At 70.1% G+C, this 26,929-nt stretch carries 25 protein-coding genes; 21 read left to right on the forward strand and 4 right to left on the reverse strand.

Annotated elements, in window-relative coordinates; translation table 11 throughout:
* Positions 1 to 92: 92 nt before the first annotated feature.
* The gene (locus HQK15_RS10270) at positions 93 to 983 is read right to left on the reverse strand and encodes a M56 family metallopeptidase (protein ID WP_173491372.1); all 891 of its coding nucleotides are present in this window, start codon (positions 981 to 983) and stop codon (positions 93 to 95) included.
* Positions 980 to 1,348 carry a BlaI/MecI/CopY family transcriptional regulator gene (locus HQK15_RS10275; protein ID WP_173491373.1) on the reverse strand — a complete coding sequence of 123 codons (369 nt, stop codon included), beginning with the start codon at positions 1,346 to 1,348 and terminating at the stop codon, positions 980 to 982. The genes HQK15_RS10270 and HQK15_RS10275 overlap by 4 nt, the downstream gene beginning before the upstream one ends.
* A gap of 104 nt (positions 1,349 to 1,452) precedes the next feature.
* Here HQK15_RS10275 and HQK15_RS10280 point away from each other — a divergent pair, with 104 nt between their 5' ends.
* From HQK15_RS10280 to HQK15_RS10330, 11 genes are all read left to right on the forward strand, one after another.
* Positions 1,453 to 2,853 (forward strand): cytochrome ubiquinol oxidase subunit I, encoded by a 1,401-nt coding sequence (locus tag HQK15_RS10280; protein ID WP_173491374.1) that lies wholly within the window; start codon positions 1,453 to 1,455, stop codon positions 2,851 to 2,853.
* 12 nt (positions 2,854 to 2,865) lie between these two features.
* The gene (gene cydB / locus HQK15_RS10285) at positions 2,866 to 3,861 is read left to right on the forward strand and encodes a cytochrome d ubiquinol oxidase subunit II (RefSeq protein ID WP_173491375.1); all 996 of its coding nucleotides are present in this window, start codon (positions 2,866 to 2,868) and stop codon (positions 3,859 to 3,861) included.
* Positions 3,862 to 3,866: 5 nt separating this feature from the next.
* Positions 3,867 to 5,483, forward strand: a complete 1,617-nt coding sequence (gene cydD / locus HQK15_RS10290; RefSeq protein ID WP_173491376.1) for a thiol reductant ABC exporter subunit CydD — start codon at positions 3,867 to 3,869, stop codon at positions 5,481 to 5,483.
* The gene (cydC, locus tag HQK15_RS10295; protein WP_173491377.1) at positions 5,480 to 7,081 is read left to right on the forward strand and encodes a thiol reductant ABC exporter subunit CydC; all 1,602 of its coding nucleotides are present in this window, start codon (positions 5,480 to 5,482) and stop codon (positions 7,079 to 7,081) included. Before cydD ends, cydC begins: the two co-directional genes overlap by 4 nt.
* Positions 7,078 to 8,220: a signal recognition particle-docking protein FtsY gene (ftsY, locus tag HQK15_RS10300; RefSeq protein ID WP_367649136.1), complete on the forward strand. Its 1,143-nt coding sequence runs from the start codon at positions 7,078 to 7,080 to the stop codon at positions 8,218 to 8,220. The genes cydC and ftsY overlap by 4 nt, the downstream gene beginning before the upstream one ends.
* A 138-nt stretch (positions 8,221 to 8,358) precedes the next feature.
* A complete protein-coding gene (locus tag HQK15_RS10305) occupies positions 8,359 to 9,609 on the forward strand; it encodes an ammonium transporter (protein WP_173491378.1) in 1,251 nt (416 codons plus the stop codon).
* Between the two features lie 2 nt (positions 9,610 to 9,611).
* Entirely contained in the window at positions 9,612 to 9,950 is a 339-nt protein-coding gene (locus HQK15_RS10310) for a P-II family nitrogen regulator (protein ID WP_173491379.1), read from the forward strand.
* 101 nt (positions 9,951 to 10,051) lie between these two features.
* The gene (locus HQK15_RS10315) at positions 10,052 to 12,331 is read left to right on the forward strand and encodes a [protein-PII] uridylyltransferase (protein ID WP_173491380.1); all 2,280 of its coding nucleotides are present in this window, start codon (positions 10,052 to 10,054) and stop codon (positions 12,329 to 12,331) included.
* Between the two features lie 91 nt (positions 12,332 to 12,422).
* Entirely contained in the window at positions 12,423 to 13,958 is a 1,536-nt protein-coding gene (ffh, locus tag HQK15_RS10320) for a signal recognition particle protein (RefSeq protein WP_173491381.1), read from the forward strand.
* Between the two features lie 68 nt (positions 13,959 to 14,026).
* Positions 14,027 to 14,542: a gluconokinase gene (locus tag HQK15_RS10325; protein ID WP_173491382.1), complete on the forward strand. Its 516-nt coding sequence runs from the start codon at positions 14,027 to 14,029 to the stop codon at positions 14,540 to 14,542.
* Positions 14,539 to 15,921: a GntT/GntP/DsdX family permease gene (locus HQK15_RS10330; protein WP_173491383.1), complete on the forward strand. Its 1,383-nt coding sequence runs from the start codon at positions 14,539 to 14,541 to the stop codon at positions 15,919 to 15,921. Before HQK15_RS10325 ends, HQK15_RS10330 begins: the two co-directional genes overlap by 4 nt.
* Positions 15,922 to 15,967: 46 nt before the next feature.
* Here HQK15_RS10330 and HQK15_RS10335 read toward each other — a convergent pair whose 3' ends face one another.
* Entirely contained in the window at positions 15,968 to 16,831 is an 864-nt protein-coding gene (locus tag HQK15_RS10335; protein ID WP_217361584.1) for an alpha/beta hydrolase family protein, read from the reverse strand.
* 207 nt (positions 16,832 to 17,038) lie between these two features.
* Here HQK15_RS10335 and HQK15_RS10340 point away from each other — a divergent pair, with 207 nt between their 5' ends.
* Positions 17,039 to 18,775, forward strand: coding sequence for an ABC transporter ATP-binding protein (locus tag HQK15_RS10340; RefSeq protein ID WP_173491384.1), 1,737 nt, complete (start codon positions 17,039 to 17,041; stop codon positions 18,773 to 18,775).
* On the forward strand, positions 18,772 to 20,697 hold the full coding sequence (locus HQK15_RS10345) for an ABC transporter ATP-binding protein (RefSeq protein ID WP_254450917.1): 1,926 nt from the start codon (positions 18,772 to 18,774) through the stop codon (positions 20,695 to 20,697). The genes HQK15_RS10340 and HQK15_RS10345 overlap by 4 nt, the downstream gene beginning before the upstream one ends.
* Positions 20,698 to 20,707: 10 nt before the next feature.
* Here HQK15_RS10345 and HQK15_RS10350 read toward each other — a convergent pair whose 3' ends face one another.
* On the reverse strand, positions 20,708 to 21,064 hold the full coding sequence (locus HQK15_RS10350) for an ArsC/Spx/MgsR family protein (RefSeq protein WP_173491385.1): 357 nt from the start codon (positions 21,062 to 21,064) through the stop codon (positions 20,708 to 20,710).
* Between the two features lie 35 nt (positions 21,065 to 21,099).
* Between HQK15_RS10350 and HQK15_RS10355 the strand changes: the two genes are divergently transcribed.
* The 8 genes from HQK15_RS10355 (at position 21,100) to lepB (ending at position 26,916) form a co-directional block, all read left to right on the forward strand.
* Positions 21,100 to 21,882, forward strand: coding sequence for a crotonase/enoyl-CoA hydratase family protein (locus HQK15_RS10355; RefSeq protein WP_173491386.1), 783 nt, complete (start codon positions 21,100 to 21,102; stop codon positions 21,880 to 21,882).
* Between the two features lie 179 nt (positions 21,883 to 22,061).
* A complete protein-coding gene (gene rpsP / locus HQK15_RS10360; RefSeq protein ID WP_173491387.1) occupies positions 22,062 to 22,550 on the forward strand; it encodes a 30S ribosomal protein S16 in 489 nt (162 codons plus the stop codon).
* A 2-nt stretch (positions 22,551 to 22,552) separates the two neighbouring features.
* The gene (locus tag HQK15_RS10365; RefSeq protein WP_173491388.1) at positions 22,553 to 22,804 is read left to right on the forward strand and encodes an RNA-binding protein; all 252 of its coding nucleotides are present in this window, start codon (positions 22,553 to 22,555) and stop codon (positions 22,802 to 22,804) included.
* A gap of 2 nt (positions 22,805 to 22,806) precedes the next feature.
* Positions 22,807 to 23,340: a ribosome maturation factor RimM gene (rimM, locus tag HQK15_RS10370; RefSeq protein ID WP_173491389.1), complete on the forward strand. Its 534-nt coding sequence runs from the start codon at positions 22,807 to 22,809 to the stop codon at positions 23,338 to 23,340.
* Between the two features lie 4 nt (positions 23,341 to 23,344).
* On the forward strand, positions 23,345 to 24,025 hold the full coding sequence (gene trmD, locus HQK15_RS10375; RefSeq protein ID WP_173491390.1) for a tRNA (guanosine(37)-N1)-methyltransferase TrmD: 681 nt from the start codon (positions 23,345 to 23,347) through the stop codon (positions 24,023 to 24,025).
* Between the two features lie 198 nt (positions 24,026 to 24,223).
* A complete protein-coding gene (locus HQK15_RS10380) occupies positions 24,224 to 25,510 on the forward strand; it encodes an ammonium transporter (RefSeq protein ID WP_173491391.1) in 1,287 nt (428 codons plus the stop codon).
* 291 nt (positions 25,511 to 25,801) lie between these two features.
* Complete coding sequence (gene rplS / locus HQK15_RS10385) at positions 25,802 to 26,152, forward strand: 50S ribosomal protein L19 (protein WP_173491392.1); 351 nt, start codon at positions 25,802 to 25,804, stop codon at positions 26,150 to 26,152.
* A gap of 104 nt (positions 26,153 to 26,256) precedes the next feature.
* On the forward strand, positions 26,257 to 26,916 hold the full coding sequence (lepB, locus tag HQK15_RS10390; RefSeq protein ID WP_367649137.1) for a signal peptidase I: 660 nt from the start codon (positions 26,257 to 26,259) through the stop codon (positions 26,914 to 26,916).
* Positions 26,917 to 26,929: the final 13 nt, after the last annotated feature.

The raw sequence follows: 26,929 nt of genomic DNA on the forward strand, positions 1-26,929 counted from the left end.
CCCCTTCGCGAGACCGTTGCGGCCCCCACGAGGGCGACAACGGTCTCCTCGAGGGGCGAAAAGGGTCTCCGCGAGGGGCGGGAACGCTCTCGTCAGCGTTGGGTGAGGGTGTCGAGGGCGTGGAGCATCCACGGGACGGCGAGCAGGACGGTCGGCGCGACCAGCACGATGGCCGAGATGGCATAGGCCGTCGTCGAGGCGAGGGCGTTGCGGGGGTCGGGGTCCTGCAGGCGCGCCATGCGCGCCCGGGCGGCGCCACCGCTGCCCAGGGCCCCGGCGGGGGTCGGCGCCCCGGCGAGGGTCACGAGCGCCCGCGCGACCGGCGCGTCACCGACGGCCTTGCGTGCCGCGTCGTCGGCCAGCAGCTCGACCATGATCTTGCTCTGCACGAGGGGGGCATCGGTGCGCAGGAAGCGCGGGAACGCCCGGTGTAGCACCGTGAACGCCTCGAGCACGAGGTCGTGCCGGCGCCTGACGTGGGCCCGCTCGTGCTCCAGCACCGCGGCGTACTCGGTGGCCGATAGGGCGGAGATCGTGCCCTGCGAGACGACGATCCGCGGTGAGCCCATGCCAGGCACGCAGTACGCGATGGGCGTCTGCTCCTGCAGGATGCGCAGCGCCGGGGCCATGCCGTCGGCCTCGCCGAGCAGGTCGACGAGGTGGCGTTGACGACGTCGCCGGGCCTGGGTCTCCCGCCAGACGGTCCACGCAGCCCACCAGAAGCGGGCCCACACCAGCACGCCGATGCCCAGGATCACCAGGTGCAGTGCGATGCGCCACCACGTCAGACGGTCATCCGTCACGAGCCACAGAGCCGTCGAGAGGGCGGCCCCGGAGATCGCCAGCACGGCTGCCAGGGCGAACGACTGCCACAGCACGATCCCGGCGCGGGGCACCAGCAGCGGCCACGCGATCCGTGCGAGGAGGGCCGGGACGGGCAGCGCCAGCGCCAGCCCGATCAGGCCGAGTAGGACCGGCGTCATTCCGAGGTCCGGGACTCGATCTCGTCGAGGGCGGCGCGCAGGGCCTGGGCCTCGGCCGGGTCGACGCTGCGGGCGAAGTGCACGAGCGCGGCCGTGCGGTCGCCGCCGGCCTGGTCGAGGGCTGCGTGCAGGAGCTCGGACGTCGCGGCGTCCCGGGCGAGGGCGGGCGCGTAGCGGAACGCCCGACCGTCGCGCTCGCGGACGACCATCTCCTTGGCGCCCAGGCGGTCGAGCACCGTCATGACGGTCGTGTAGGCGAGGGCGCGGTCGTCGAGGCTGTCGAGCACCTCACGCACCGTGAGCGGCTCGGAGGCGTCCCACAGGACGTTCATGACGGAGCGTTCGAGCTCTCCCAGGCGGGGCATGACCTAAGTCTACGACGCTGGGTAGTAGGTCCCTTGCGTGCGGGCCCTTCGGTTACTACAGTCGGTAGAAGTTACTACGACTTGTAGTAGATCAAGGAGATGGCATGGAAGTCCTGGACCTCGCACGCTGGCAGTTCGGGATCACGACGGTCTATCACTTCTTCTTCGTACCGCTGACGATCGGTCTGTCCGTCCTGGTCGCGACGATGCAGACCGTCTGGTGGCGCACCGGCAACGAGCGCTGGCTCCGTCTCACCAAGTTCTTCGGCAAGCTCTTCCTGATCAACTTCGCGATGGGCATCGCCACGGGCATCGTCCAGGAGTTCCAGTTCGGCATGAACTGGAGCGACTACTCGCGGTTCGTCGGCGACATCTTCGGGGCGCCGCTCGCGATCGAGGGCCTGCTCGCGTTCTTCCTCGAGTCGACGTTCCTCGGGCTGTGGATCTTCGGCTGGGACCGCCTGAAGCCCGGCCTGCACCTCGCGTGCATCTGGATCGCCGCTGCAGGAACGGTCTTCTCGGCCTACTTCATCCTCGCGGCCAACTCGTTCATGCAGAACCCGGTCGGCTACACCCTGAACGCCGAGAAGGGTCGCGCCGAGCTGACCGACTTCGGCGCCGTGCTGACCAACAAGGTCCTGCTCGTCACGTTCCCGCACCAGATCGTCGGCTGCTTCATGGTCGCGGGCGCCTTCGTGGCCGGCGTCGCGCTCTGGCACATGATGCGCCACCCCGACCGGGACGCCGACGCCTTCCGTCCGGCCTTCCGCCTGGGCGCCGCGACCCTGCTCATCGCCGGGCTCGGCACCATGATCAGCGGCGACTTCCAGGGCAAGGTCATGACCGAGGTGCAGCCCATGAAGATGGCCGCCGCCGAGGCGCTCTACGAGGATGCGAGCCCGGCACCGTTCTCGATCCTCACCATCGGGACGCTCGACGGCTCCGAGGAGGTCTTCAAGCTCGAGGTGCCGAAGCTGCTGTCGTTCCTCGGCACGGGCAGCTTCGACGGCGAGGTCAGGGGCATCGACTCGCTGCAGGCCGAGTACGAGCAGACGTACGGCCCGGGTGACTACACGCCCAACATCCCCGTGACCTACTGGACGTTCCGCGCGATGATCACCGCCGGCGGGCTCGCGATGGCAGCCGGAGCCCTCATGCTCTGGGCCACCCGACGAGGCCGGACCCCGCAGTCGCGCTGGATGCTGCGGGCCGCGATCGTCCTCCCGCTGCTGCCGATGGCGGCCAACTCGTTCGGCTGGATCTTCACCGAGATGGGTCGTCAGCCATGGGTCGTGTTCGGCCTGATGCCGACGTCGGCCGGTGTCTCGCCGAGCACCAGCGTCGGGGAGGTCGCCACCTCGCTGGCGGCGTTCACGCTGCTCTACGGCGTCCTGGCCCTGATCGAGGTGCGCCTGCTGCTGCGCTACGTCCAGGCCGGCCTGCCCGAACTCGACCCGCCCCGAGACCCCGACGACGTGGACGCGCCGCTCGCGTTCGCCTACTGAGCGGAGACCGCCATGGAACTGACGACCTTCTGGTTCATCCTCATCACCGTCCTGTGGGTCGGCTACCTCGTGCTCGAGGGATTCGACTTCGGCGTCGGCATGCTGCTGGCCGTCCTCGCGCAGGGCGACAAGGAGCGCCGCGTGCTGATCAACACGATCGGGCCGGTCTGGGACGCCAACGAGGTGTGGCTGCTCGTGGCCGGCGGGGCGACGTTCGCCGCGTTCCCCGAGTGGTACGCGACGCTGTTCAGCGGGTTCTACCTCCCGCTGCTCCTGATCCTCATCGCCCTGATCGTCCGGATCATCGGTCTGGAGTTCCGCTCGAAGCGGCCCGACGCATCCTGGCGCCGCAACTGCGACATCGCGATCGTCTTCGGGTCGTTCGTGCCGGCGCTGCTGTGGGGAGTCGCGCTCGCCAACATCGTCCGCGGCGTGCCGATCGACGCCGACAAGGAGTACGTCGGCGGCTTCTTCGACCTGCTCAACCCGTACGCGCTGCTCGGCGGCGCCGTCACGGTGTCGGTCTTCCTGGTCCACGGCGCGTTCTTCGTGGGCCTCAAGACCGTGGGCGACATCCGCGAGCGGGCCATCTCGCTCGGTCTGCGCGTCGGTCTGGTCGCCGGCCTGCTGATGACGGCCTTCGTCGTCTGGACGGGCGTCAACCACTCCGGTCCGGCGGTCTGGCTCATCGGCCTGCTCGCGATCGGCTCGTTCGCCGGTGGCCTGGTCAACGCGGTCGGTCGTCGCGACGGGTGGGCGTTCGCCGGCACCGCGGTCTCGGTCGGCCTGCTCGTCATCACGCTGTTCGTGGCGCTCTTCCCGGACGTCATGCCGTCGTCGATCGACGCAGCGTTCAACCTGACGACGACCAACGCCGCGTCCACGCCCTACACGCTCAAGATCATGTCGTGGGTCGCGGTGGTGTTCACCCCGATCGTCCTGGTCTACCAGGGCTGGTCCTACTGGGTCTTCCGCCGTCGCATCGGCGTCCAGCACATCCCGGGCTGAGCCGCATGCGTCCTCTCGATCCCCGACTGGTCCGCCGATCGCGCGGTGTGCGGCGCCTGCTCGCCGTCAGCGTCGTCCTCGGCCTGGTCACCGCAGTCCTCGTCATCGCAGTGGCCCATGTCGTCGCGCAGGTCGTCGCCCGCCACTTCGACGGCGAGCCCGTTGCTGCGCTGGCCCTCGCCATCGCCGCGGGCCTCGCCGGCCGCGCGCTGGTCGCGTGGCTCCACACCGCCGTCTCCGCCCGGGCGGCAGCGACGGTCAAGGCCGAGCTGCGCCACGAGGTCGTGGACGACCTGCTCGACCCGCGCCGGGTCGGACCGCGACCCAGCAGCTCACGTGTGGTGGCCCTGCTCGGGCCGGGCCTCGACGCCTTCGACGGGTACGTCGGTCGGTTCCTGCCCCAGGTCGTGCTCTCGGCGCTCGTCCCGCCGCTCGTGCTGGTCTCCGTCGCCCGTGCCGACCTGCTCTCGGCGATCGTCCTGGCGGTGACGCTGCCCCTCGTGATCGTCTTCCTGGTGCTCGTCGGCCTCGTGACGAAGGACCGCATCGATCGGCGCTGGCAGGCGCTGGAGCGCCTCGGCCGCCACTTCGCGGACGTCCTCGACGGACTCACGGTGCTGAAGGTGTTCGGCCGTCGCCAGGAGGTCGGTCTGCGCGAGGTCGGAGACCGTCACCGCCGGGAGTCGGTCCGGGCGCTCCGGCTGGCCTTCCTGTCGTCGCTGGTGCTCGAGCTGTTCTCGACGCTGGCGGTCGCCCTCGTCGCGGTGAGCGTCGGCCTGCGCGTCGTCGAGGGGCATCTCGGGCTGGGGCCGGCCCTGTTCGTGCTGCTCCTCGCCCCCGAGGCCTTCGCGCCGCTCAAGCGCCTCGGCGCGATGTTCCACGACAGCACCGCGGGGGCCGAGGCCACGGCCGAGCTGCTGGCCCTGCTCGACCACGACCGTCACGACGGCTCGGCCGCGGCGCCCGACCTGCGCCGCAGCGAGATCGTGCTGGACGGCGTCGTGGTGCGCCACGAGGGACGGTCCGCTCCGGCGCTCGACCTGGCCCACACGCGGATCCGTCCCGGCGAGTTCGTCGCCGTGACGGGTCCGTCGGGCTGCGGCAAGTCGACCCTGCTCTCGCTCCTGATGGCCTTCGAGCGCCCGACTGCCGGAGACATCCTGGTCGACGGCGTGCTGCTGTCGACGATCGATCCGGTCGCGTGGCGTGAGCAGATTGCGTGGGTGCCGCAGGTGCCGGGCCTCGTGCCGGGCACCGTCGAGGACAACGTCCGCCTCGGCGACGTGCTCTCGGCGCGGGCCGACGTCGTGGCTGCCCTGCGCGATGCCGGCGCCGCCGAGCTCGCGCTCGACCGCGTGATCGACGAGTCGGGCGACGACGTGTCGGCCGGCGAGCGCCGCCGCATCGCCGTCGCGCGGGCGGTGCTGCGCGTGAGGCGGGGGAGGGCGAGCCTCGTCCTGCTGGACGAGCCGACGGCCGGCCTCGACGCGTCGCGCGAGGCATCCGTGCTCTCGACGCTGCGCGGCCTCGACGTCACCGTCGTGGTCGTCGCGCACCGACCCGAGACGATCGCCGCCGCCGACCGCGAGCTGCGGCTCGCCACGCGCCTGGTGGACGCATGACGCGCCGCCTGTGGTGGGGGCGCCTGTTCGGCGTCCTGTCCCAGCTGGCCGGCATCGGCCTGCTGCTGGTCTCGGCCTGGCTCATCGTCCGGGCGGCCGAGCGTCCACCGGTGCTCTACCTGATGGTCGCGATCGTGGCGGTCCGCTTCTTCGGCCTCAGCCGGGCGCTGCTGCGGTACGTCGAGCGCCTGCTCACCCACGACGCGGCGTTCAGCCGCGTCACCGAGGCGCGGATCGCCGTCTACCGCGATCTCGACCGCGTCGCCCCGGCCGGGATGCCCGCGCACCGCCGCGGCGACCTGGTCAGCCGGGTCGTGTCGGACGTCGACGCGATCCAGGACCGCGTGCTCCGGCTGCGGGGGCCGTGGATCATCGCGCTCGTGTCGTGCGGCGTCACGATCGCCGTCGTGGGACTCATCGACCCGGTCGCCGGCATCGTCCTCACGGCCTCGACGGTCGTGTCGATGCTGGTCGTGCGCGTCGTCGTCCCGTGGTCGGTCCGGCGGGCCGGCAGCCTCACCGCCCAGTGGCGCGGTGACCTGGCTGCCGACGTGTCGCAGGCCGTGCTGGCCGCTCCCGACCTCGTCGCGTACGGCGCCACCGACGTGCTGCGCGCCGCGACCCATCGGTCCACCGGGGCCCTGGCAGGCGCCCAGCGCCGTGCTGCCGTGATGACCGGGCTGGGCGAGGCGCTGGTGCTCGTGGCGACCGGCGTCGCCATGGCACTGATCGCCGCCGGGGCGGACGGCCTCGCGCCGGTGCTGCTCGGCGTCGTGCTGCTCGCGCCCCTCGCCCTGGTCGAGCCCCTGACGGCACTGACGGACGCCGAGCGGCTTCGCCCTGAGATCGAGGGCGCCGAACGACGCCTCGACGAGCTGAGGTCGGCGGCCGACGCGATCGCCGATCCCGCCCGGCCGATGCCGCTGCCCGCGTCGTACGACCTGGTCGCCCGCGATCTCGCGATCGGGTGGACCTCGACCCTCGTCGACGGGATCGACCTCGACCTGCCGGCCGGCGCCGTCGTCGGGCTCCGGGGCCCGAGCGGGTCGGGCAAGAGCACGCTCGCGCAGACCCTCGTCCGGCTCGTCGAGCCGCGCGGCGGGCAGGTGCTGCTCGGGGGTGTCGACGTCCGCGACCTCGCAGCAGCCGACGTCCGGTCGGTCGTCGGCTACCTGGGCCAGGACGAGATCGTCTTCGACACCACGATCCGGGAGAACCTGCGCATCGCCGACCCGGACGCCACCGAGGCCCAGATGCTCGCCGCCGTGGCGACCGCGGGACTCGGCGACTTCGTTGCGTCGCTGCCCGACGGGCTCGACACAACCGTCGGCGAGCGGGGCAACCGACTCTCCGGCGGCGAGCGCCAGCGCCTGTGCCTCGCCCGGCTCGTGCTCGGGGGGCACCGCGTGCTGGTGGTCGACGAGCCCACGGAGCACCTCGACGCGTCGGCCGGCGAGGCCCTGATGGACGATCTCCTGCGGCTGGCTCCGGGCCGGAGCCTGGTCGTCATCAGCCACTCCCCGTCGGTCCTCGGCCGCCTCGACCACGTCGTGTCCCTCGGCGAGCGGGAGAGGGACGCGCATAGGATCGCGGTGTGACCACGACCGTCCTCATCATCGTCCTTGCCGCCGTCGTCATCCTGGGCGGAGGCATCGGCCTCGTCATGTCCCGTGGCAGGGCAGAGCTGCCTCCACCGGCTGACCTGCAGGAGATCACCGACGAGGTCATCCACCACCCCGAGCGTCCCGAGCCGCACCTCGAGGACGAGGGGGACGACGACGCGCCGTCGGCTGCGGTCGACACCCTCGAGCGTCCCGAGGCTCCGCGGGGACGACTGGTCCGCCTGCGCGCCCGTCTCGCGAAGTCGCAGGGATCGCTCGGCAAGGGCCTGCTCGCGGTGCTCGGGCGCTCGACGCTCGACGACGCCGCGTGGGAGGAGCTCGAGGACACCCTGCTCGCGGCCGACGTGGGCGTCGCCGCGACCGACGAGCTCGTCGAGAACCTCCGTACCAAGCTGCGCGTCGAGGGCATCACCGATCCCGAGGTCGCCAAGACGGCCCTGCGCGACGAGCTCGTGCGGCTCATCGACCCGTCGCTCGACCGCTCGCTGCTGTCGACCGGCGCCGACGGCAAGCCCGGCGTCGTGCTCGTCGTCGGGGTCAACGGGACCGGCAAGACCACGACGGTCGGTCGCCTGGCGCGCGTGCTCGTGGCGGGGGAGCAGAGCGTCGTCCTCGGCGCTGCCGACACGTTCCGCGCCGCCGCCGCCGACCAGCTGCAGACCTGGGGCGAGCGCGTCGGCGTGCCGACCGTCCGCGGCCCCGAGGGCGGCGACCCCGCCAGCGTCGGCTTCGAGGCGGTCCAGCGCGGCATCGCCGACGGCACCGACGTCGTGCTCGTCGACACCGCCGGGCGGCTCCACACCAAGTCCGGCCTCATGGACGAGCTCGGCAAGGTCAAGCGCGTCATCGAGAAGCAGGCGCCCGTCACCGAGGTGCTGCTGGTCATCGACGCGACGACGGGTCAGAACGGCCTCACCCAGGCCCGGGTCTTCGGCGAGGTCGTCGAGGTGACGGGCATCGTGCTGACCAAGCTCGACGGCACGGCCAAGGGCGGCATCGTCATCGCGGTGCAGCGCGAGCTCGGCGTCCCGGTCAAGTTCGTCGGTCTCGGCGAGGGCGCGGACGACCTGGCGCCGTTCGACGCCGACGAGTTCGTTGACGCGCTCCTGGCCTGACGGCGTAACACGCTGTTAACACAACCTCCGATTTCGTGACACGGGCGCAACATCATCGGCCGTGACACGAAATCCTGCGCAATCAGGCTGTGACGAGCGGGTGGCACCTCGCCCGCGGACATCACTTTCGGAGGTTTCATGGATACCGGCGATACCGCGTGGATCCTGGCCAGCTCGGCCTTGGTCCTGCTCATGACGCCAGGACTGGCGTTCTTCTACGGCGGAATGGTCCGCTCGAAGACCGTCCTCAACATGATGATGATGAGCTTCTCGGCTCTGGCCATCGTCCCGGTGCTCTGGGTGCTCTACGGCTACTCGATCGCGTTCAGCCCTGAGGGCAACAAGCTCCTCGGCGGCTTCGAGCGCCTCGGCCTGCAGAACATCTCGGCCGACACCGTCTACGGCACGATCCCCGAGTACGTCTTCGTGGGCTTCCAGCTGATGTTCGCCATCATCACCGTCGCCCTGATCAGCGGCGCGATCGCCGACCGGGCCAAGTTCAGCGCCTGGATCCTGTTCGTCGTCATCTGGGTGACCATCGTCTACTTCCCGGTCGCGCACTGGGTCTTCGACTTCAACGCCGACAGCGGCGGCTGGATCGCCACGAAGCTCGAGGCGGTCGACTTCGCCGGAGGCACGGCGGTCCACATCAACGCCGGTGCGGCCGGCCTGGCCCTCGCGCTCGTCCTGGGCAAGCGCGTCGGATGGCGTCGCGACCCCATGCGTCCGCACAACCTGCCGTTCGTCCTGCTCGGCGCCGGCCTGCTCTGGTTCGGCTGGTTCGGCTTCAACGCCGGCTCCGCCGTCGGCGCCAACGGCCTGGCCGGACTGGCGTTCGTCAACACCGCGGTTGCCACGGGTGCGGCGATCATCGGCTGGATCGCGGTCGAGTACGTCCGCGACAAGAAGGGCACGAGCCTCGGCGCCGCGTCCGGTGCCGTCGCCGGCCTGGTCGCGATCACCCCTGCCGCGGGCGCCGTGTCGCCGGTCGGCTCGATCGCCCTCGGCATCGTCGCCGGCGTGCTGTGCGCGCTGGCCGTGGGCCTGAAGTACAAGCTCGGCTACGACGACTCGCTCGACGTCGTCGGCGTCCACCTCGTCGGTGGACTCGTCGGCACGCTCCTGATCGGCTTCCTCGCTGTCGGCGACGGAATCTTCTACGGTGGCAACCTCGACCTGATCGGCAAGCAGTTCGTGGCGGCGTTCGTCGTCCTCGTCTACTCGTTCGTCCTCACGTACGTGATCGGTAAGTTGATCGATGTGACGATCGGCTTCCGCGTCAGCGAGGAGGACGAGGTGACCGGCATCGACCAGGTCGAGCACCTCGAGACCGCCTACGACTACGCCGGCAGTAGCACGGGCGGATCCAATCTTCTGAAGGAGCTCTGAGCATGAAGCTGGTAACCGCGGTCATCAAGCCGCACAAGTGGGAAGAGGTCCGCGAGGCCCTCGCAGCAGCAGGTGTCGCCGGCATGACGGTGACCGAGGCCAGTGGCTACGGTCAGCAGAAGGGCCACACCGAGGTCTACCGCGGTGCGGAGTACGACGTGTCGCTGGTGCCGAAGATCCGCCTCGAGGTCGTCGTCGACGACGCCGACGTCGAGAGCGTCGTCGCCACGATCACCACGTCGGCGCAGACCGGCAAGATCGGTGACGGCAAGGTCTGGGTCATCCCCGTCGACTCGGTCGTGCGCGTGCGCACGGGCGAGACCAACGAGGCCGCGCTCTAGCCACAGCACCCGCAGGGCGGTGCGCCAGCGTCCACGTCGATCGACGAAGTGGACGCCAGCGCACCGCCTTCGGCATGCCCGGGGTCCTCTAGCCTGTGGGGGTGACCGACAACCCCGAGCTGGCCGCCCGTCGTGCACAGCGGGCCCTCGAGGCCGACCGTCGGCTGCGGCAGCTGTTCGCGGCCGCAGCACCCGACAGCGGCAGCGATCCTCGCGAGGGTCCGGGGATGGCGTTGGTCGCCGTCGGCGGCTACGGACGCTCCGAGCTGTCGCCGTTCAGCGACCTCGACGTCGTGCTGCTGCACGATCCCTCGATCGAGGAGTCCGTCGTCCGGGGTGTCGCCGAGGCGGTCTGGTACCCGCTCTGGGACGAGGGGGTCGCCCTCGACCACTCGGTCCGCGACACGATCCAGATGCGTGAGGCCGCGGCGACCGACCACCGGGCGGCGATGGGGATGCTCGACGCCCGCGCCGTCGCGGGCGACTCCGGGCTGGTCATGGCGCTGCGCTCGCAGGTGCTCGCCGACTGGCGCCGTGACGCGCGGACCCGGGTCGCCGAGGTGCGCGAGGCGCGCCTGACGCGCATCGAGCGGTCCGGCTGGCTCGCCCACGCAGCGGTGCCCGACCTGAAGGAGTCGGGCGGGGGACTGCGCGACAGCGTGACCCTCCGGGCCCTGGTGGCGACGTGGCTGATCGACGTGCCGCACGGCGAGTCCGAGGCGCTGAGGGGCGCGCTGCTCGACGTCCGGGACGCGCTGCACGAGACCGTCGGCCGCCGCGTCGAGCGGCTCGACGCCGAGGTCATCCCCGACGTCGCGCGTCACCTCGGCATGGGGGCCGAGGAGCTCGACCTGCACACGCGGCAGCTCGGCCGGCGCATCGCCCACCTCGCCTCGCTGGCCTGGCGCAAGGTCGACGACGCCCTCGCCCCGCCCCGCAAGGGCACGATCACCGCCACCGGCCCCAAGGTGCTCGTCATCGCCGACGGGGTCGGTGTGCTCGACGGCGAGGTCATCGTCACCAAGGACGCCGATCCGGTGACCGATCCCGAGCTCGCGCTCCGTGCCGCGGCTGCGGCCGCCCGAGAGGGGCTGCCGCTCAGCCCCGGGTCGGCGGCGCGGCTCGCGCGGACGATGGGCGAGCTGCCCGACCCGTGGCCGCCCACGGCCCGGCGCCACCTCGTCGACCTGCTGACGGCGGGTTCGGGCCTCGTCCGGGTGTGGGACGAGCTCGACTTCGCCGGTGTCGTCGACCGCCTGCTGCCGGAGTGGGGACCGATCCGGCTGCGTGGCTCGTCGTCGCCGGTGCACCGGTTCACGGTCGACCGTCACAGCCTCGAGACGTGCGTGCAGGCCGCAGCGGTCAAGCGCGACGTCGCCCGACCCGACCTGCTCGCCGTCGCGGCGCTGCTCCACGACATCGGCAAGGGAGTCGACGGCGACCACTCCGAGGTGGGGGAGCCGATGGCGACCCGCATCGCGACGCGGTGGGGCTTCGACGAGGCCGACGCCGTCGTCGTCGGACGGCTCGTCCGTTGGCACCTGCTGCTGCCGACCATCGCGACCCGGCGCGACATCGAGGACCCGTCGACGGCGGCCAACGTCGCCGAGATCGTCGAGACGGAGGACTTCCTCGACCTGCTGGCCGCCCTCACGGCGTCCGACGCGCAGTCGACGAGCCCCGGCGCGTGGTCGACGTGGCGCAGGGGACTCATCGAGGGGCTGGTCGTCAAGGTGCGACGCGTGCTCGACGACTCGGTCAGGACGCCCGACGCCGACACCTACGAGGGCTGGCCCGTCCACGTGCCCATCCCCGACCGGGGCACGACCGGTCCGGCCGACTTCACCCTCACGGTCGAGGGGCACCAAGGGGGATCGCTGCTGACGATCGTCACCGCCGACCGCCAGGGCGTCATGGCCGACCTCGCCGGGGGACTGGCATTGGCCGGCCTCGCGATCCGCTCTGCCCGCACCGTCACGCACGGCGACGTCGCGGTCTCGCTGTGGGAGGTGTCGCGCCCCGACGTCGACCCCGCACGGCTGTCGGACCGTCTGCGGCCCGCGATGGCCGGCGAGCTCGACCTCGCCGGACGGCTCGAGCTCGCCTCGATCGCCGACGCGGCCGACGCGCGCGTACGCCTGCTCGGGCACGTCTCCGAGACGGCCACCGTGGTCGAGGTCAGGGCTCACGACCGCCGCGGTCTCGTGTGGACCGTGTGCGACCGGATCGCCTCGCTCGGGCTCTCGATCCGCTCGGCGCACATGTCGACGTACGGCGACGAGGTCCGCGACGTCTTCTACGTCGTCGACGACCTGGGGCAGTCGCTCGACGAGGCCACCGCGACCGGCCTGCGCGACGCCCTGGCGACCGCCCTGGCCTGACCCGCTCGCAGGGCGTCCGGGCGAGGGTCCGAGGGCCCTCGGTTAGAGTTGATCAGACCCCCACCATCTTCCTGAGGACGACGACAGCCCCATGTTCGACACCCTGCAAGATCGCCTGCAGTCAGCGTTCAAGAACCTGCGCGGCAAGGGTCGACTGTCACAGGCCGACATCGACACGGTCGCGCGCGAGATCCGGGTCGCCCTGCTCGACGCCGACGTCGCCGTGTCGGTCGTCCGCGAGTTCATTGCGAACGTCAAGGAGCGCGCCCTCGGCGCCGAGGTGAGCCAGGCGCTCAACCCGGCCCAGCAGGTCATCAAGATCGTCAACGACGAGCTCGTGGCGATCCTCGGCGGCGAGACGCGCCGCATCCGCTATGCCAAGAACCCGCCGACCGTCATCATGCTCGCGGGCCTGCAGGGTGCCGGCAAGACGACCCTCGCGGGCAAGCTGGGGCTCTGGCTCAAGGAGCAGGGCAAGTCGCCGATGCTCGTGGCCTGCGACCTGCAGCGCCCCAACGCCGTCACGCAGCTGCAGGTCGTCGGTGAGCAGGCCGGCGTCTCGGTCTTCGCCCCCGAGCCCGGCAACGGTGTCGGCGACCCCGTGCAGGTCGCCACCGCCGGTCTCGCCGAGGCCCGTCGCACGCTGCACGACGTCGTCATCGTCGACACCGCCGGACGTCTCGGCATCGACGCCGAGCTCATGCAGCAGGCCGCCGACATCCGAGCGGCCGTCGACCCCGACGAGGTCCTGTTCGTCATCGACGCGATGATCGGCCAGGACGCGGTCGTCACCGCCGAGGCGTTCCTCGAGGGCGTCGACTTCACCGGTGTCGTCCTCACCAAGCTCGACGGCGACGCCCGCGGAGGTGCCGCGCTCTCGGTGCGCTCCATCACCGGACGCCCGATCATGTTCGCCTCGACCGGTGAGAAGCTCACCGACTTCGATGCGTTCCACCCCGACCGCATGGCCGGCCGCATCCTCGACATGGGCGACATGCTCACCCTGATCGAGCAGGCCGAGAAGGCGTTCGACGCCGACCAGGCCGCCAAGGACGCCGAGCGGATGATGGGCGGCTCGTTCACGATGGACGACCTGCTCAAGCAGCTCGAGGGCATCGCCAAGCTCGGCTCGATGTCGAAGGTCATGGGCATGATCCCGGGCATGGGGCAGTACAAGGAGCAGATCAACAACTTCGACGAGCGCCAGTTCGACAAGATCAAGGCCGTCATCAAGTCGATGACGCCGGCCGAGCGCGACAACCCCAAGATCATCGACGGGTCGCGCCGCCTCAGGATCTCGAAGGGATCCGGCACCGAGGTCAAGGACGTCAACGGCCTGGTCGACCAGTTCTTCGCGATGCAGAAGATGATGCAGCAGATGGCCAAGGGCGGCGGGATGCCCGGCATGCCTGGCATTCCCGGCATGCCGGGGGTCGGCAAGCGGGCGGGCGCCAAGCAGAAGCCCCAGCAGAAGAAGAAGGGCAAGCGCGTCTCCGGCAACCCGGCCAAGCGGGCCGCCGAGGCATCGGGAGCGGCGCCCCAGAGTGACGGCGCAGGAGCGTTCGGCTTCCCCGCCCAGGGCGATCAGCCGTTCGAGCTGCCCAAGGAGCTCAAGGACCTGTTGTAGGCCGTCGGTCCGGCGAGGGGCTCTGACCCCGCCTGCCGCACCAGGCCATGCGGGCATAGTGTCGACGCATGGGCGCAACACCGCTGGTCGTGGTCATGGGCATCTCCGGAGTCGGGAAGTCCTCCGTGGGGCACGAGCTGGCTGACCGGTTCGGGGTCGACTACGCGGACGGCGACGACTTCCACTCCGAGGCCAACATCGCCAAGATGTCGGCCGGCACGCCACTGACCGACGACGACCGCTGGCCCTGGCTCACGGAGATCGGGAAGTGGCTGGCACTCCACGGGGCCGACGGTGGGGTCATCAGCTGCTCCGCGCTGCGCCGCGCCTACCGTGACGTCCTGGTCGACGCCGCACCGCGGGTGATGTTCCTGCACCTGACAGGCGACCACGACCTGATCAAGACGCGCATGGAGCACCGCGACCACTTCATGCCGCCCTCGCTGCTCGAGTCGCAGGAGAAGACGCTCGAGCCGCTGCAGGACGACGAACGGGGCTGGGCGTTCGACATCGAGCCGACCCCGGCCGAGATCGTCGACGCGTTCATCGCCCGGTCCGAGCTGACCGAGGGGGGAGCGGCATGACGCTCACGTCGCTCGTCACGGCCACGCCCGAGCCCGTCGCGGCCGTCGCCGGCACCGGGCAGCTCATCACCGCCGCGTTGGTCGGCATCGCCGTCCTGGTCGTCGCGATCACGTTCTTCAAGCTGCACCCGTTCCTCGCGCTGATCCTCGGCTCGCTGACGGTCGGCGCGATCGCCGGCCGCGCGATGCTCGACGTCGTCGGGAGCTTCAGCACCGGGGTCGGTGACACCGTCTCCGGTGTCGGCGTCCTGATCGCGCTGGGGGCGATGTTCGGCAAGCTGCTGGCCGACTCGGGCGGCGCCGACCAGATCGTCGACACCATCGTCGGGCGGTCCAGCCCGCGGATGCTGCCGTGGTCGATGGCCGCGATCGGCGCGATCATCGGCCTGCCGATGTTCTTCGAGATCGGTCTGGTCCTGCTGATGCCGGTCATCTTCCTGGTGGCCAAGCGCGCCGAGCGGTCGATCATCTCGCTCGGCATCCCCGCCCTCGCCGGTCTGTCGGCGATGCACGGCTTCGTGCCGCCGCACCCGGGTCCGCTCGCGGCGATCGACGCCGTCGACGCCAACCTGGGCCTCACGCTCGGCCTCGGCGTCGTCGTCGCGATCCCGACGATCGTGGTCGCTGGTCCGGTGTTCGCACGGTTCGCCGACCGGTGGGTCCCGGTGCCGGCCGGCGACCTGTTCGATGCGACGCCCGACAAGCGCGAGCGACGTCCGACGTTCGCCGTCACCCTGGCCACGGTGCTCCTGCCCGTCGTGCTGATGATGGGCAAGGCGTTCGGCGACATCCTCGTCGACGACGGCACGACGCTGCGCAGCATCCTCGACTTCATCGGTGAGCCCTTCGTGGCGCTGCTCATCGCGGTGATCGTCGCGATCTTCACCTTCGGCACCTCGACCGGCATGTCCAGGGACGACGTGTCCGACGTGCTCAGCAGCGCCCTGCCGCCCATCGCCGGCATCATCTTGATCGTTGGCGCCGGTGGCGGTTTCAAGCAGACCCTGGTCGACACGGGCATCGCGGAGGTCGTGTCCGACTTCGTGCGCGACAGCAACGTGTCGGTGCTCCTGATCGCCTGGCTGGTCGCGGTGCTGATCCGCGTCGCCACGGGGTCGGCGACGGTGGCCACGATCACGGCGGCCGGCATCATGGCGCCGATCGCCAACGACCTGGCCGGCGGCGAGGTGTCGCTGCTGGTGCTGGCGATCGGAGCGGGCTCGGTGTTCTTCTCCCACGTCAACGACGCCGGCTTCTGGCTGGTCAAGGAGTACTTCGGCCTGAGCGTGGGCCAGACCCTCAAGAGCTGGTCGATCATGGAGACCGTGCTCTCGGTCATGGGGCTCGTGGTGGTGCTCGGCCTCGACGTGGTCGTCTGACGCGACCGGCGCGCGACCCCGCAGGATCGCGCACCGGCCCAGCCCGTCAGTCGATCCGGTAGTCCGACACTGCGGACGTGACACCGGTCGACGGACCCGGCGTCAGGAACTGCTCGTAGCGGCTGTCGTCGTCGACGTACCGCTTGAGCCACGACACGGTGTACTTCGCGATCGTCGTGTTGGAGCTGTTGGGCGCGAAGTGGCTCGCGCCCCGCAGCTCGAGATATGCCTTGCGCTCGGCAGAGCTGAGCGAGCCGTAGAACGGGACCGAGTGCGTGCCGACCGGGGCCACGGTGTCGTCCTGCGCTCCGACCACGAGCGTCGCGGCCTCGACCTCGGGCCACGTCTTGTCGGTGTTCCAGCCCGTCAGCGGCACCGCAGCCTCGAGGGAGCGGCGCGTCTTGGCCGCCTCGAGGGTCCCTCCGCCGCCCATCGAGTGGCCGACGACGGCCTGACGTGACGGATCGATGCGCGAGCCGACGGTGCTGTCGCCGATCGCCTGGTCGAGCGCGGCGAGCAGCTGGGTGCCGCGTGCGGCCGGCTGGTCGTAGACCGTGGTGGTGTTGAACGTGATCACCACGAAGCCGAACGAGGCGAGACGCGAGCCCAGCCACGAGATCGACGACTCGTACGCCGTGAAGCCCGGCGCGATCGCGACGACGCCGAACGTCCCGTCGGCGGTGGAGGTCGGGTAGTGGATCGTTCCCGATCCGAACCCGCGGGTCGAGAGGTCTGACAGTGCCTTGGTGCTCACGGCGTACGGGCCCCGTGTCGCCTCGATGCTCGACGACGTCGGTGCGGGGCCGCGCTCGTACGGGTTGTCGGCCGCGACGACCGGCGACGCGCCCAGGGACCCGACGGTGAGGGCCGAGGCGAGCAGGGCTCCGGCGAGTGATCTCTTCAGCTGCATGGTGCTCGTTCCTTCCAGGAAGTGCGCCGGTCGTCTGGGACGAGCGGTGTCGCGTGTCACGCGACGGCGGAACATCCCCCCGATGTGACTGGGCGCACATAATTGATGCACTCACTGTGCATAAAGTTTCGAGTCGTGTCAATGGTGCGGCGGTTGACAGCGCGGCGCTCGAGACGGGCTGTCGGCGCGCAGGGATAGCCTGAGGCCATGCTGCTGCCGCTGTTGAGGACCTACCTCGCGCCCTACAAGCGGCCCATCGCGATCGTGCTGTTCTTCCAGCTCGTCCAGACGCTGGCCAACCTCTACCTCCCGGGGCTCAACGCCGACATCATCGACCGGGGGGTCGTGCTCGGCGACACGGGCTTCATCGTGCGCACCGGCGTCATCATGCTGCTGATCACGATCCTGCAGGTCGTGTGCACGGTCGTCGCGGTCTACTACGGCGCCCGCACCGCGATGGCGCTCGGCCGTGACCTGCGCGGCGCCGTGTTCGGCACGGTCGAGACGTTCGCCGCGCGCGAGATGGCCGAGCTCGGGGCCCCGACGCTCATCACGCGATCGACCAACGACGTGCAGCAGGTCCAGCTCATCGTCTTCATGGCGCTGACGCTGCTCGTGACGGCACCCATCATGTGCTTCGGCGGCATCTTCATGGCGCTGCGGCAGGACGTCGAGCTGTCGGGTCTGCTCCTGCTGGTCATCCCGGCACTCGTCATCTGCATCGGCCTGGTCATCCGCCAGATGCGTCCGCTGTTCCGTCTGCTGCAGGTCAAGATCGACACGATCAACGGCGTGATGCGCGAGCAGATCATGGGCATCCGGGTCATCCGGGCCTTCGTCAAGGAGGACTACGAGGCCGAGCGCTTCGGTGACGCCAACCGCGACAACATGGAGGTCGCGATCGCCGTCGGCCGCCTGATGGCGATGATGTTCCCGATCGTCATGCTCATCATGAACGTGTCGGTGGTGCTCGCGACGTGGTTCGGCGGCTACCGCATCAGCAGCGGCGACCTCGACGTCGGCACGCTCACGGCGTTCCAGAACTACCTGGTGCAGATCCTCATGTCGGTCATGATGGCGACCTTCATGCTGATGCTCTGGCCGCGTGCCGAGGTGTCGGCCGAGCGCATCACCGAGGTGCTCGACACCGTTCCCAGCGTGCAGGCGCCGGACGACGCGGTGCCCGTGACGCTCTCGCACGGACGCATCGACGTCCGCGGTGCGTCGTTCGCCTTCCCCGGTGCCGAGCAGGACGTCCTGCACGAGATCGACCTGGTGGCCCGCCCCGGCGAGACGACGGCGATCATCGGGTCGACCGGCAGCGGCAAGTCGACGCTGCTGGGCCTGATCCCGCGGCTGTTCGACGCCACCGGCGGCAGCGTCGAGATCGACGGCCACGACGTCCGCACGCTGCACCCCGAGGACGTCTGGGCCGCGATCGGTCTCGTCTCGCAGCGTCCGTTCCTGTTCTTGGGCACGGTGGGCTCCAACCTGCGCTACGGCCGTCCCGACGCGACCGACGCCGAGGTGTGGCAGGCGCTCGAGATCGCCCAGGCCACCGACTTCGTGACCAAGATGCCCGCGCAGCTCGACGCCCCGGTCTCCCAAGGCGGCACCAACGTGTCGGGCGGGCAGCGACAGCGCCTCGCGATCGCGCGCGCGATCATCAAGCGGCCTGCGATCTACCTGTTCGACGACTCGTTCTCGGCCCTCGACTACGGCACCGACGCCGCCCTGCGCGCGGCCCTGCGCCCGGTCACCGCCGGCGCCGCCGTCGTCATCGTGGCGCAGCGGGTCTCCACGATCCGGGGATCCGATCGCATCGTCGTGCTCGACGAGGGCAGGGTCGTCGGCACCGGCACGCACGCAGAGCTGATGGACGGCTGCGAGGTCTATCGCCAGATCGTCCTGTCGCAGCTGACCCTCGAGGAGGCGACCCGATGAGCGGGGGACGACCGGGCGGCCCGGCGCTGGCGGGCATGGGCATGCCGCCGGCGCGCGCGAGGGACTTCACGGGCACCCTGCGGCGTCTCGCCGACCGGGTGCTGGGTCAACGGCTGCTGGTGTGGGGCGTCGTCGCCTTCGGCGTCGTGGCGACCTCGTTGTCGGTCGTCGGACCCAAGGTCCTCGGCCACGCCACCGACATCGTCTTCACGGGCTACCTGTCCGACCAGTTCCCCGACGGTGCCACGAAGACCGAGGTCGTCGCGGGACTGCGGGCCGAGGGCAACGACCAGCTCGCCTCGCTCGTCTCGTCGGTCGACCTGCAGCCCGGATCGGGCATCGACTTCACGAGCCTGTCGTGGGTGCTCGGCGGCGTGCTGGTGCTCTACGTGCTCGCCTCGCTGCTCCAGTGGTTCCAGGGCCGCGTCACGACGATCGTGGTGCAGCGCACGGTCGCAGAGCTGCGCGGCGACGTCGAGGCCAAGATCAACCGTCTGCCGCTGTCCTACTTCGACCGCACCGAGCGTGGCGAGGTGCTGTCGCGCACGACCAACGACATCGACAACATCGCGCAGTCCTTCCAGCAGACCATGAGCCAGCTGCTGACGTCCCTGCTCATGGTCGTCGGCACGCTCGCGATGATGTTCGTCATCTCGCCGCTGCTCGCCCTCGTCGCCCTCGTGACGATCCCCCTGGCGTTCGCCATCACCAAGGCGGTGACCAAGCGCTCGCAGCCGGAGTTCATGAAGCAGTGGGCCAGCACGGGACGCCTCAACGGCCACATCGAGGAGGTCTTCACGGGCCACGAGGTCGTCAAGGTCTTCGGTCGTCAGGCCGAGGCACGCGAGGAGTTCGAGTCGCGCAACGACGCGGTGTTCACGGCGTCGTTCAAGGCGCAGTTCATCTCCGGCGTCGTGCAGCCCGTCATGATGTTCGTCAGCAACATCAACTACGTCCTCGTCGCCGTCATCGGTGGCCTGCGGGTCGCGTCGGGAGCGCTCAGCATCGGTGACGTCCAGGCGTTCATCCAGTACTCGCGCCAGTTCACCCAGCCGCTCACCCAGCTCGCGGCGATGATCCAGGTGCTCCAGTCGGGCGTCGCGTCGGCCGAGCGCGTCTTCGAGCTGCTCGACGAGGAGGAGGAGCGGCCCGACGAGGCCGACGCCCCGTTCCCCGACCCGGTGCGCGGGCGCGTGGTGTTCGAGGACGTGTCGTTCTCCTACGTCGCCGACGAGCCGCTGATCGAGCACCTCGACCTCGTCGCCGAGCCCGGGCAGACGATCGCGATCGTCGGCCCGACCGGCGCCGGCAAGACGACGCTGACCAACCTGGTGCTGCGGTTCTACGACGTCCAGTCGGGTCGCATCACGCTCGACGGCGTCGACATCGCCCGGATGGATCGCGGCCCCCTGCGCGAGAACTTCGGTGTCGTGCTGCAGGACACCTGGCTGTTCAAGGGCACGATCCGCGACAACATCGCCTACGGCGCGCACCGCGCCACCGAGGACGAGATCATCGCGGCGTCCGAGGCCGCCTATGTCGACCACTTCGTCCGCACCCTGCCCGACGGCTACGACACCGTGATCGAGGACCAGGGCACCAACGTCAGCGCGGGCCAGCGCCAGCTGCTGACGATCGCTCGAGCCTTCCTCGCCGACCCGTCGATCCTGGTGCTCGACGAGGCGACGAGCTCGGTCGACACCCGCACGGAGTCGCTCGTGCAGGGTGCGATGGAGCAGCTGCGCTCGGGGCGCACCTCGTTCGTCATCGCGCACCGGCTCTCGACGATCCGCGACGCCGACCACATCGTCGTGATGGAGGACGGGCACATCGTCGAGCAGGGCACCCATGAGTCGCTGGTCGAGGCCGGTGGCGTCTACCAGCGCCTCTACTCGGCGCAGTTCGCGGCGCCGACGGTCTGAGCCGTGCGGCTCAGCCGGCGATGAACGCGGCGACGCGGTCCTTCGGTCGGCCGATGATGGCACGGTCGCCGCGCACCAGCACCGGACGCTGCATCAGGCGGGGGTGCTCGACCAGAAGGTCGGCGACGGCTTCAGGGGTCGTGCACGCGTCGGGGTCCAGGCCGAGTCCCTTGAAGAAGGCGTCCTTGCGGACTAGGTCGGCCGGCGGGTCCTCGAGCTTGCCCATCAGGTCCAGCAGCTCGTCGCGGGTCAGCGGCTTCTTGAGGTACTGCACGACGTCGGCGTCGATGCCGGCCGCCTCGACCTCCTCGACGGCGTGCCGTGAGGTCGAGCAACCGGTGTGGTGGAGCACGGTGAGATCAGGCATGCGCCGATCATAGGAGCGATGAGCACAATGGACCCATGAGCGATCGCAGTGACCACGTCCTGTTCGACGTCGACGACGACATCTGCACGATCACCATGAACCGTCCGGACGTGCGCAACGCCGTCGACGGTCCGATGGCCGCCGCGCTGCGCGAGGCGTTCGGGCGGTTCGACGAGGACGACTCGCTCGCCGTCGCGGTGCTCACGGGAGCCGGAGGAACGTTCTGCGCCGGTGCCGACCTGTCGTCGGTGCAGGACCCCGAGCGGGCACCGCACCTCGACCCCGACGGGCTCGGTGACGGTCCGATGGGTCCGAGCCGGATGCAGCTGTCGAAGCCCGTCATCGCCGCGGTCGCCGGCCACGCGGTCGCCGGTGGCCTGGAGCTCGCCCTGCTGGCCGACCTGCGGGTGGCCGAGGAGGACGCGGTATTCGGCGTCTTCTGCCGGCGGTGGGGCGTCCCGCTCATCGATGGTGGCACCGTGCGCCTGCCCCGGGTGGTGGGCCAGGGCCGGGCGCTCGACATGATCCTCACCGGCCGGGCGGTCGGCGCCCACGAGGCGCTGCAGATGGGGCTGGCCAACCGCGTCGTGCCGGTGGGGGCGTCGCTCACGGTCGCCCACGAGCTCGCCGAGCAGATCGCAGCCTTCCCGGCGGAGTGCATGCGGGTCGACCGCGCCTCGGCCTACCGCCAGTGGGACCTGCCGCTCGACGCGGCACTGCGCTCGGAGGGGGCCCACGGCGTGCCGATCGTCGCGGCCGAGGGCGTCGCAGGGGCTGGCCGGTTCGTCGCGGGCGAGGGGCGCGGGGGAGCGTTCTGAGCCGATCCCGGGCCGAATTGGAGCAGGGGGGTGAGTTCTGGCAGAATGAGCCCTTGCGTCCGGTTCGCGCAGGGACCCTCTCATCTCTGTGCCGTCCGGCTCACCGATCTCGTCGGCCGTGTCCCCACGCGACACCGACAGCTCAACCACTTACATACATCTGAGGAGACACCACACTCGTGGCAGTCAAGATTCGCCTGAAGCGCATGGGCAAGATTCGTACGCCGTTCTACCGCATCGTCATCGCCGACTCGCGCACCAAGCGCGACGGTCGCGTGATCGAGGAGATCGGCACGTACAACCCCAAGGCCGAGCCCTCGATCATCACGGTCGACGGCGAGCGCGCGCAGTACTGGCTCGGAGTCGGCGCGCAGCCGACCGAGGCCGTCGCCGCCCTGCTCAAGATCACCGGCGACATCGGTGGCAAGAACACCATGAAGTTCGCCGAGGAGAAGCGCTCGAAGGAAGACATCTTCCAGGACGCGCTCAAGGACCTCCACAGCGAGCCCAAGACCGACGCCGTGACCAAGAAGGCTGCAGCCAAGAAGGCTGAGCCCAAGGCCGACGAGGCTCCCGCCGAGGAGGCCAAGGCTGAAGAGCCCGCCGCCGAGGCTGCTGCTGACGAGGCTCCCGCCGAGGCTGCAGCGTCCGACGAGGCCAAGGCCTGATCGTGGCCGCACCCCTCATCGAGGTCATCGAGCACCTCGTCTCCGGCATCGTCGACAGTCCTGACGACGTCGACGTGCGCGCCAAGCAGACGCGCGGCGGCGAGCTGTTCGAGGTCCGGGTCAACCCGGACGACCTCGGCAAGGTCATCGGCCGACAGGGCCGAACGGCCACGGCCATCCGCAAGGTCGCTGGCGCGATCGCCGGTCGCGGCGGCGCGCGCATCGACTTCGTGGACGTCGATCGCCGCAGCTGACCATGCTGGTCGTCATCGGCCGCATCGGCCGAGCTCACGGCATTCGCGGTGAGCTCAACGTCGACATCCGCACAGACGAGCCCGAGCGGCGTTTCGCCCCGGGCTCGTCTGTCGTCTGCGGCAAGCGCACGCTGACCGTCGCCAAGGCGCGTCACCACGGCGGTCGGCTCGTGGTCTCCTTCACCGAGATCCCCGATCGCAACGCCGCCGAGGCCCTGCACGGCACCGTGCTGGAGGCCGAGATCGATCCCGACGACACCCCGGACGATCCCGACGAGTTCTACGACCACCAGCTGGTCGGGCTCGAGGTCCGCGCCGGCGACGCCGTCGTCGGAACTGTCACGGGGCTGGTCCACCTGCCCCACCAGGACACGCTCGCCGTCGAGGTCGACGGCCGCGAGGTGCTGATCCCGTTCGTCACCGAGCTCGTGCCGGTGGTCGACGTCCGCGGCGGCTTCGTCACGGTCGAGGACGTGGAGGGCCTGCTCGACCCGGCTCGAGCCATCAACGCCGCGTCCGACCTCGTCGAGGACTGACGCCGTGCGCATCGACGTCGTCTCGATCTTCCCGGCCTATCTCGACGCCCTGCAGCTGTCGCTGGCCGGCAAGGCCCAGTCGTCAGGCCTGCTGACGATCCAGACGCACGACCTGCGCGAGTTCACCCGCGACAAGCACCGCAGCGTCGACGACACCCCCTACGGCGGGGGCGCCGGCATGGTCATGAAGGCCGAGCCGTGGGGTGAGGCGCTCGACACCCTGGCGACCGACGAGGCCGTCATCGTCGTGCCGACCCCGTCCGGCACGCCCTTCACCCAGCGCGCCGCGGAGAGCCTGAGCACCGAGGGCCACCTGCTGTTCGCCTGCGGACGCTACGAGGGCATCGACCAGCGCGTCATCGACGAGGCCTCGGCCCGGTGGCGGGTCCAGGAGATCTCCCTCGGCGACTTCGTGCTCAACGGGGGAGAGGTGGCCGCGCTCGCGATGATCGAGGCCGTCGTCCGCCTCGTGCCCGGCTTCATGGGCAACCCGGCGTCGCTGGTCGAGGAGTCCCACGGCGAGGACGGGCTGCTGGAGTACCCCGTCTACACCAAGCCGGCGAGCTGGCGCGGACGTGACGTCCCCGAGATCCTGCTGTCGGGCAACCACGCCGCGATCGCGGCCTGGCGACGTGAGCAGGCGCTCGATCGCACGCGCCGTCGGCGCCCCGACCTGCTGGGCTGAGCTTCGCCCGCGGCTCGCGTTCCAGGCGTGACGTCCGTCGGCGCGACACGGAATTAACACGATCGTGGCTCCCGTAACACTGCCGAAATGCTCAGGCAAGCCTCAGAAAACCTCCCACCGACACAGTGGCACCTGCGTCGAGCGCAGCAACGTCGCTGGCCCGCTCGAACGGCTTGCCCCCCACGAGAGGTATTTCGCATGGATCTGTCTTCAGCCTGGCTGCTGCTCACCGCAGCCCTGGTGCTCTTCATGACGCCCGGACTGGCGTTCTTCTACGGAGGCCTGGTCAAGGCCTCGAGCGTCGTCTCGATGATGATGCTGAGCTTCGGCGCGATGGGACTCGTCGCGGTCCTCTGGGTCCTCTACGGCTTCAACATGGCATTCGTCGACGGCACCAGCTCCGACTGGATCCCCGAGGTCGTCGGCAACGCGTTCTCGGACTTCGGGCTGGCTGACGGGGCGCAGGCAGCATTCGGCGGCGAGGGCGAGCTCGTGTTCGCCGGCGTGATCTTCGGCGCGACGTTCGCGATCATCACGGTCGCGCTCATCTCGGGCGCCATCGCCGACCGCGCGCGCTTCTTCCCGTGGATGGTCTTCGCCGGCCTGTTCGCAACGCTGGTCTACTTCCCGGTCGCGGCCTCGGTCTTCTCGTTCGTCACTGACGACAAGGGCGTCCCGACGTTCACCGGCTGGGTCGGACAGCTCGGCGAGCACCTCGGTCTCGGCGCTGCCACGATCGACTACGCCGGAGGCACGGCCGTCCACATCAACGCGGGTGCTGCGGCCCTCGCCCTGGCGATCGTCCTGGGCAAGCGCGTCAACTTCAGCCGCGAGCTCGCCAAGCCCCACAACGTCCCGCTCGTGCTCATCGGCGCAGCGATCCTGTGGTTCGGCTGGTTCGGCTTCAACGGTGGCGCCGCCCTGGCCACCGGCGTTCCCGGCACCAACGGCTCGGCCGGCCTGATCTTCGTCAACACGCTCGTGGCACCTGCCGCGGCGCTGCTCGGCTGGATCCTCGTGGAGCACTTCAAGAACGGCAAGGCCACCGCGGTCGGCGCGGCCTCGGGCATCGTCGCCGGACTCGTCGCCATCACGCCGGCGTGCGCCAACCTCTCGCCGCACTGGTCGATCGTGCTCGGCCTGCTGGCCGGTGGCGTCTGCGCCATCGCGATCGAGTTCAAGTACAAGCTCGGCTTCGACGACTCGCTCGACGTCGTGGGCATCCACCTCGTCGGCGGCATCATCGGCACGCTGTACCTGGGCTTCTTCGCCATCGGCACGGGCCTGTTCACCGGTGGTGGCAACCTCGACCAGTTCATCGTCCAGCTCATCCCGGCCGCGGCCATCGGTGCGTACTCGTTCGTCGTCGCCTTCATCCTGGGCACGATCATCGACAAGACCATCGGCTTCCGCGTCAAGGAGGACGAAGAGGCTGCCGGCATCGACTCGGTGCTGCACGGCGAGGAGGGCTACGCCTTCAGCTGATCGCCAGCTGCCACACCGCACCAGACGACGCGCCCGCCGGTACGCCCGGCGGGCGCGTTGCGTCGTCCCCGGGGCGAGCGGTCTGTCGGCGTCCAGGTCGTCGGGTCGGCGCCGACGTCGAGAGATCGGTGCGGGCCCGAGCCGATTGGCTCCGGGGGAGTCCGGTGTGGCAACATTGACCCTTGGCGCCGGACGGATCTGCCACAGGGGAACCGTCGATCATCGCCACTTCACACTTCCGAGAACCAACCCATCCGTGGGTGACCTGTGGCACCAGCGAGGAGCAGAACCATGACCAACATCATCGATCAGGTCGCCAGCGAGTCGCTGCGCACCGATCTCCCCGCCTTCCGCCCGGGCGACACGCTCGACGTGCACGTGAAGGTCATCGAGGGCAGCCGCTCGCGCATCCAGGTCTTCAAGGGTGTCTGCATCAAGATCCAGGGCTCCGGCGTCGGTCGTACCTTCACGGTCCGCAAGGTCAGCTTCGGCGTCGGCGTCGAGCGCACGTTCCCGCTCCACACGCCGGTCATCGACCACATCGACGTCGCGATCCGCGGCGACGTGCGTCGCGCCAAGCTCTACTACCTGCGCAACCTGCGCGGCAAGGCCGCCAAGATCAAGGAGAAGCGCGACATCTGAGTCGCGTCACCCCCGTCCCCGACGGGTTGCAGGAGCCCTCGCCGTCCGCGGCGGGGGCTCCTGTCGTTGCGCACGCGACACGATGCTCCGGCTACGCTCACCGGGTGCGCGACACGAAGCGGAGGCTCCCCGTCTGGCAGGAGTCCATCCTCCTCGTGACGATCGCGGTGGTCATGGCGGTCGCCGTCAAGACGTTCTTCCTGCAGGCGTTCTACATCCCGTCGGAGTCGATGGAGCCGACGATGCTCGTCGACGACAAGATCCTCGTCCAGAAGGTCTCCTACTGGGCTGGCGGCGACATCAAGCGGGGCGACATCGTCGTGTTCGACGATCCCGGAGGCTGGCTGGGCGAGGAGGCCTCGTCCGGCGGCAACCCCGTGCAGCGCGGCCTGGAGAAGATCGGGCTGCTCCCGACCGGCGGACACCTGATCAAGCGGGTGATCGGTGTGGGCGGCGACCACGTCGTGTGCTGCACCGACAGCCGCCTGACGGTCAACGGCACCAAGATCCAGGAGCCGTACGTCCTCGACGACACGGCGACCAAGGACACCCGGTTCGACGTGATCGTGCCGAAGGGCAGCCTGTGGGTGATGGGCGACAACCGGGGCAACTCCCTGGCGTCGCCCCAGCACGTGGGCGACCCGGGTCGCGGCTTCGTCCGGGAGTCGACGGTCGTGGGCAAGGCGTGGCTGCGGCTGTGGCCGCTCGGGCGGGCCGGCTTCATCGACGGCACAGCGGCGTTCGACGACGTCCCGAGCCCCTGACCCAGCAGGTCCC

This window comes from Aeromicrobium stalagmiti, assembly GCF_013283745.1.
Lineage (GTDB): Bacteria > Actinomycetota > Actinomycetes > Propionibacteriales > Nocardioidaceae > Aeromicrobium > Aeromicrobium stalagmiti.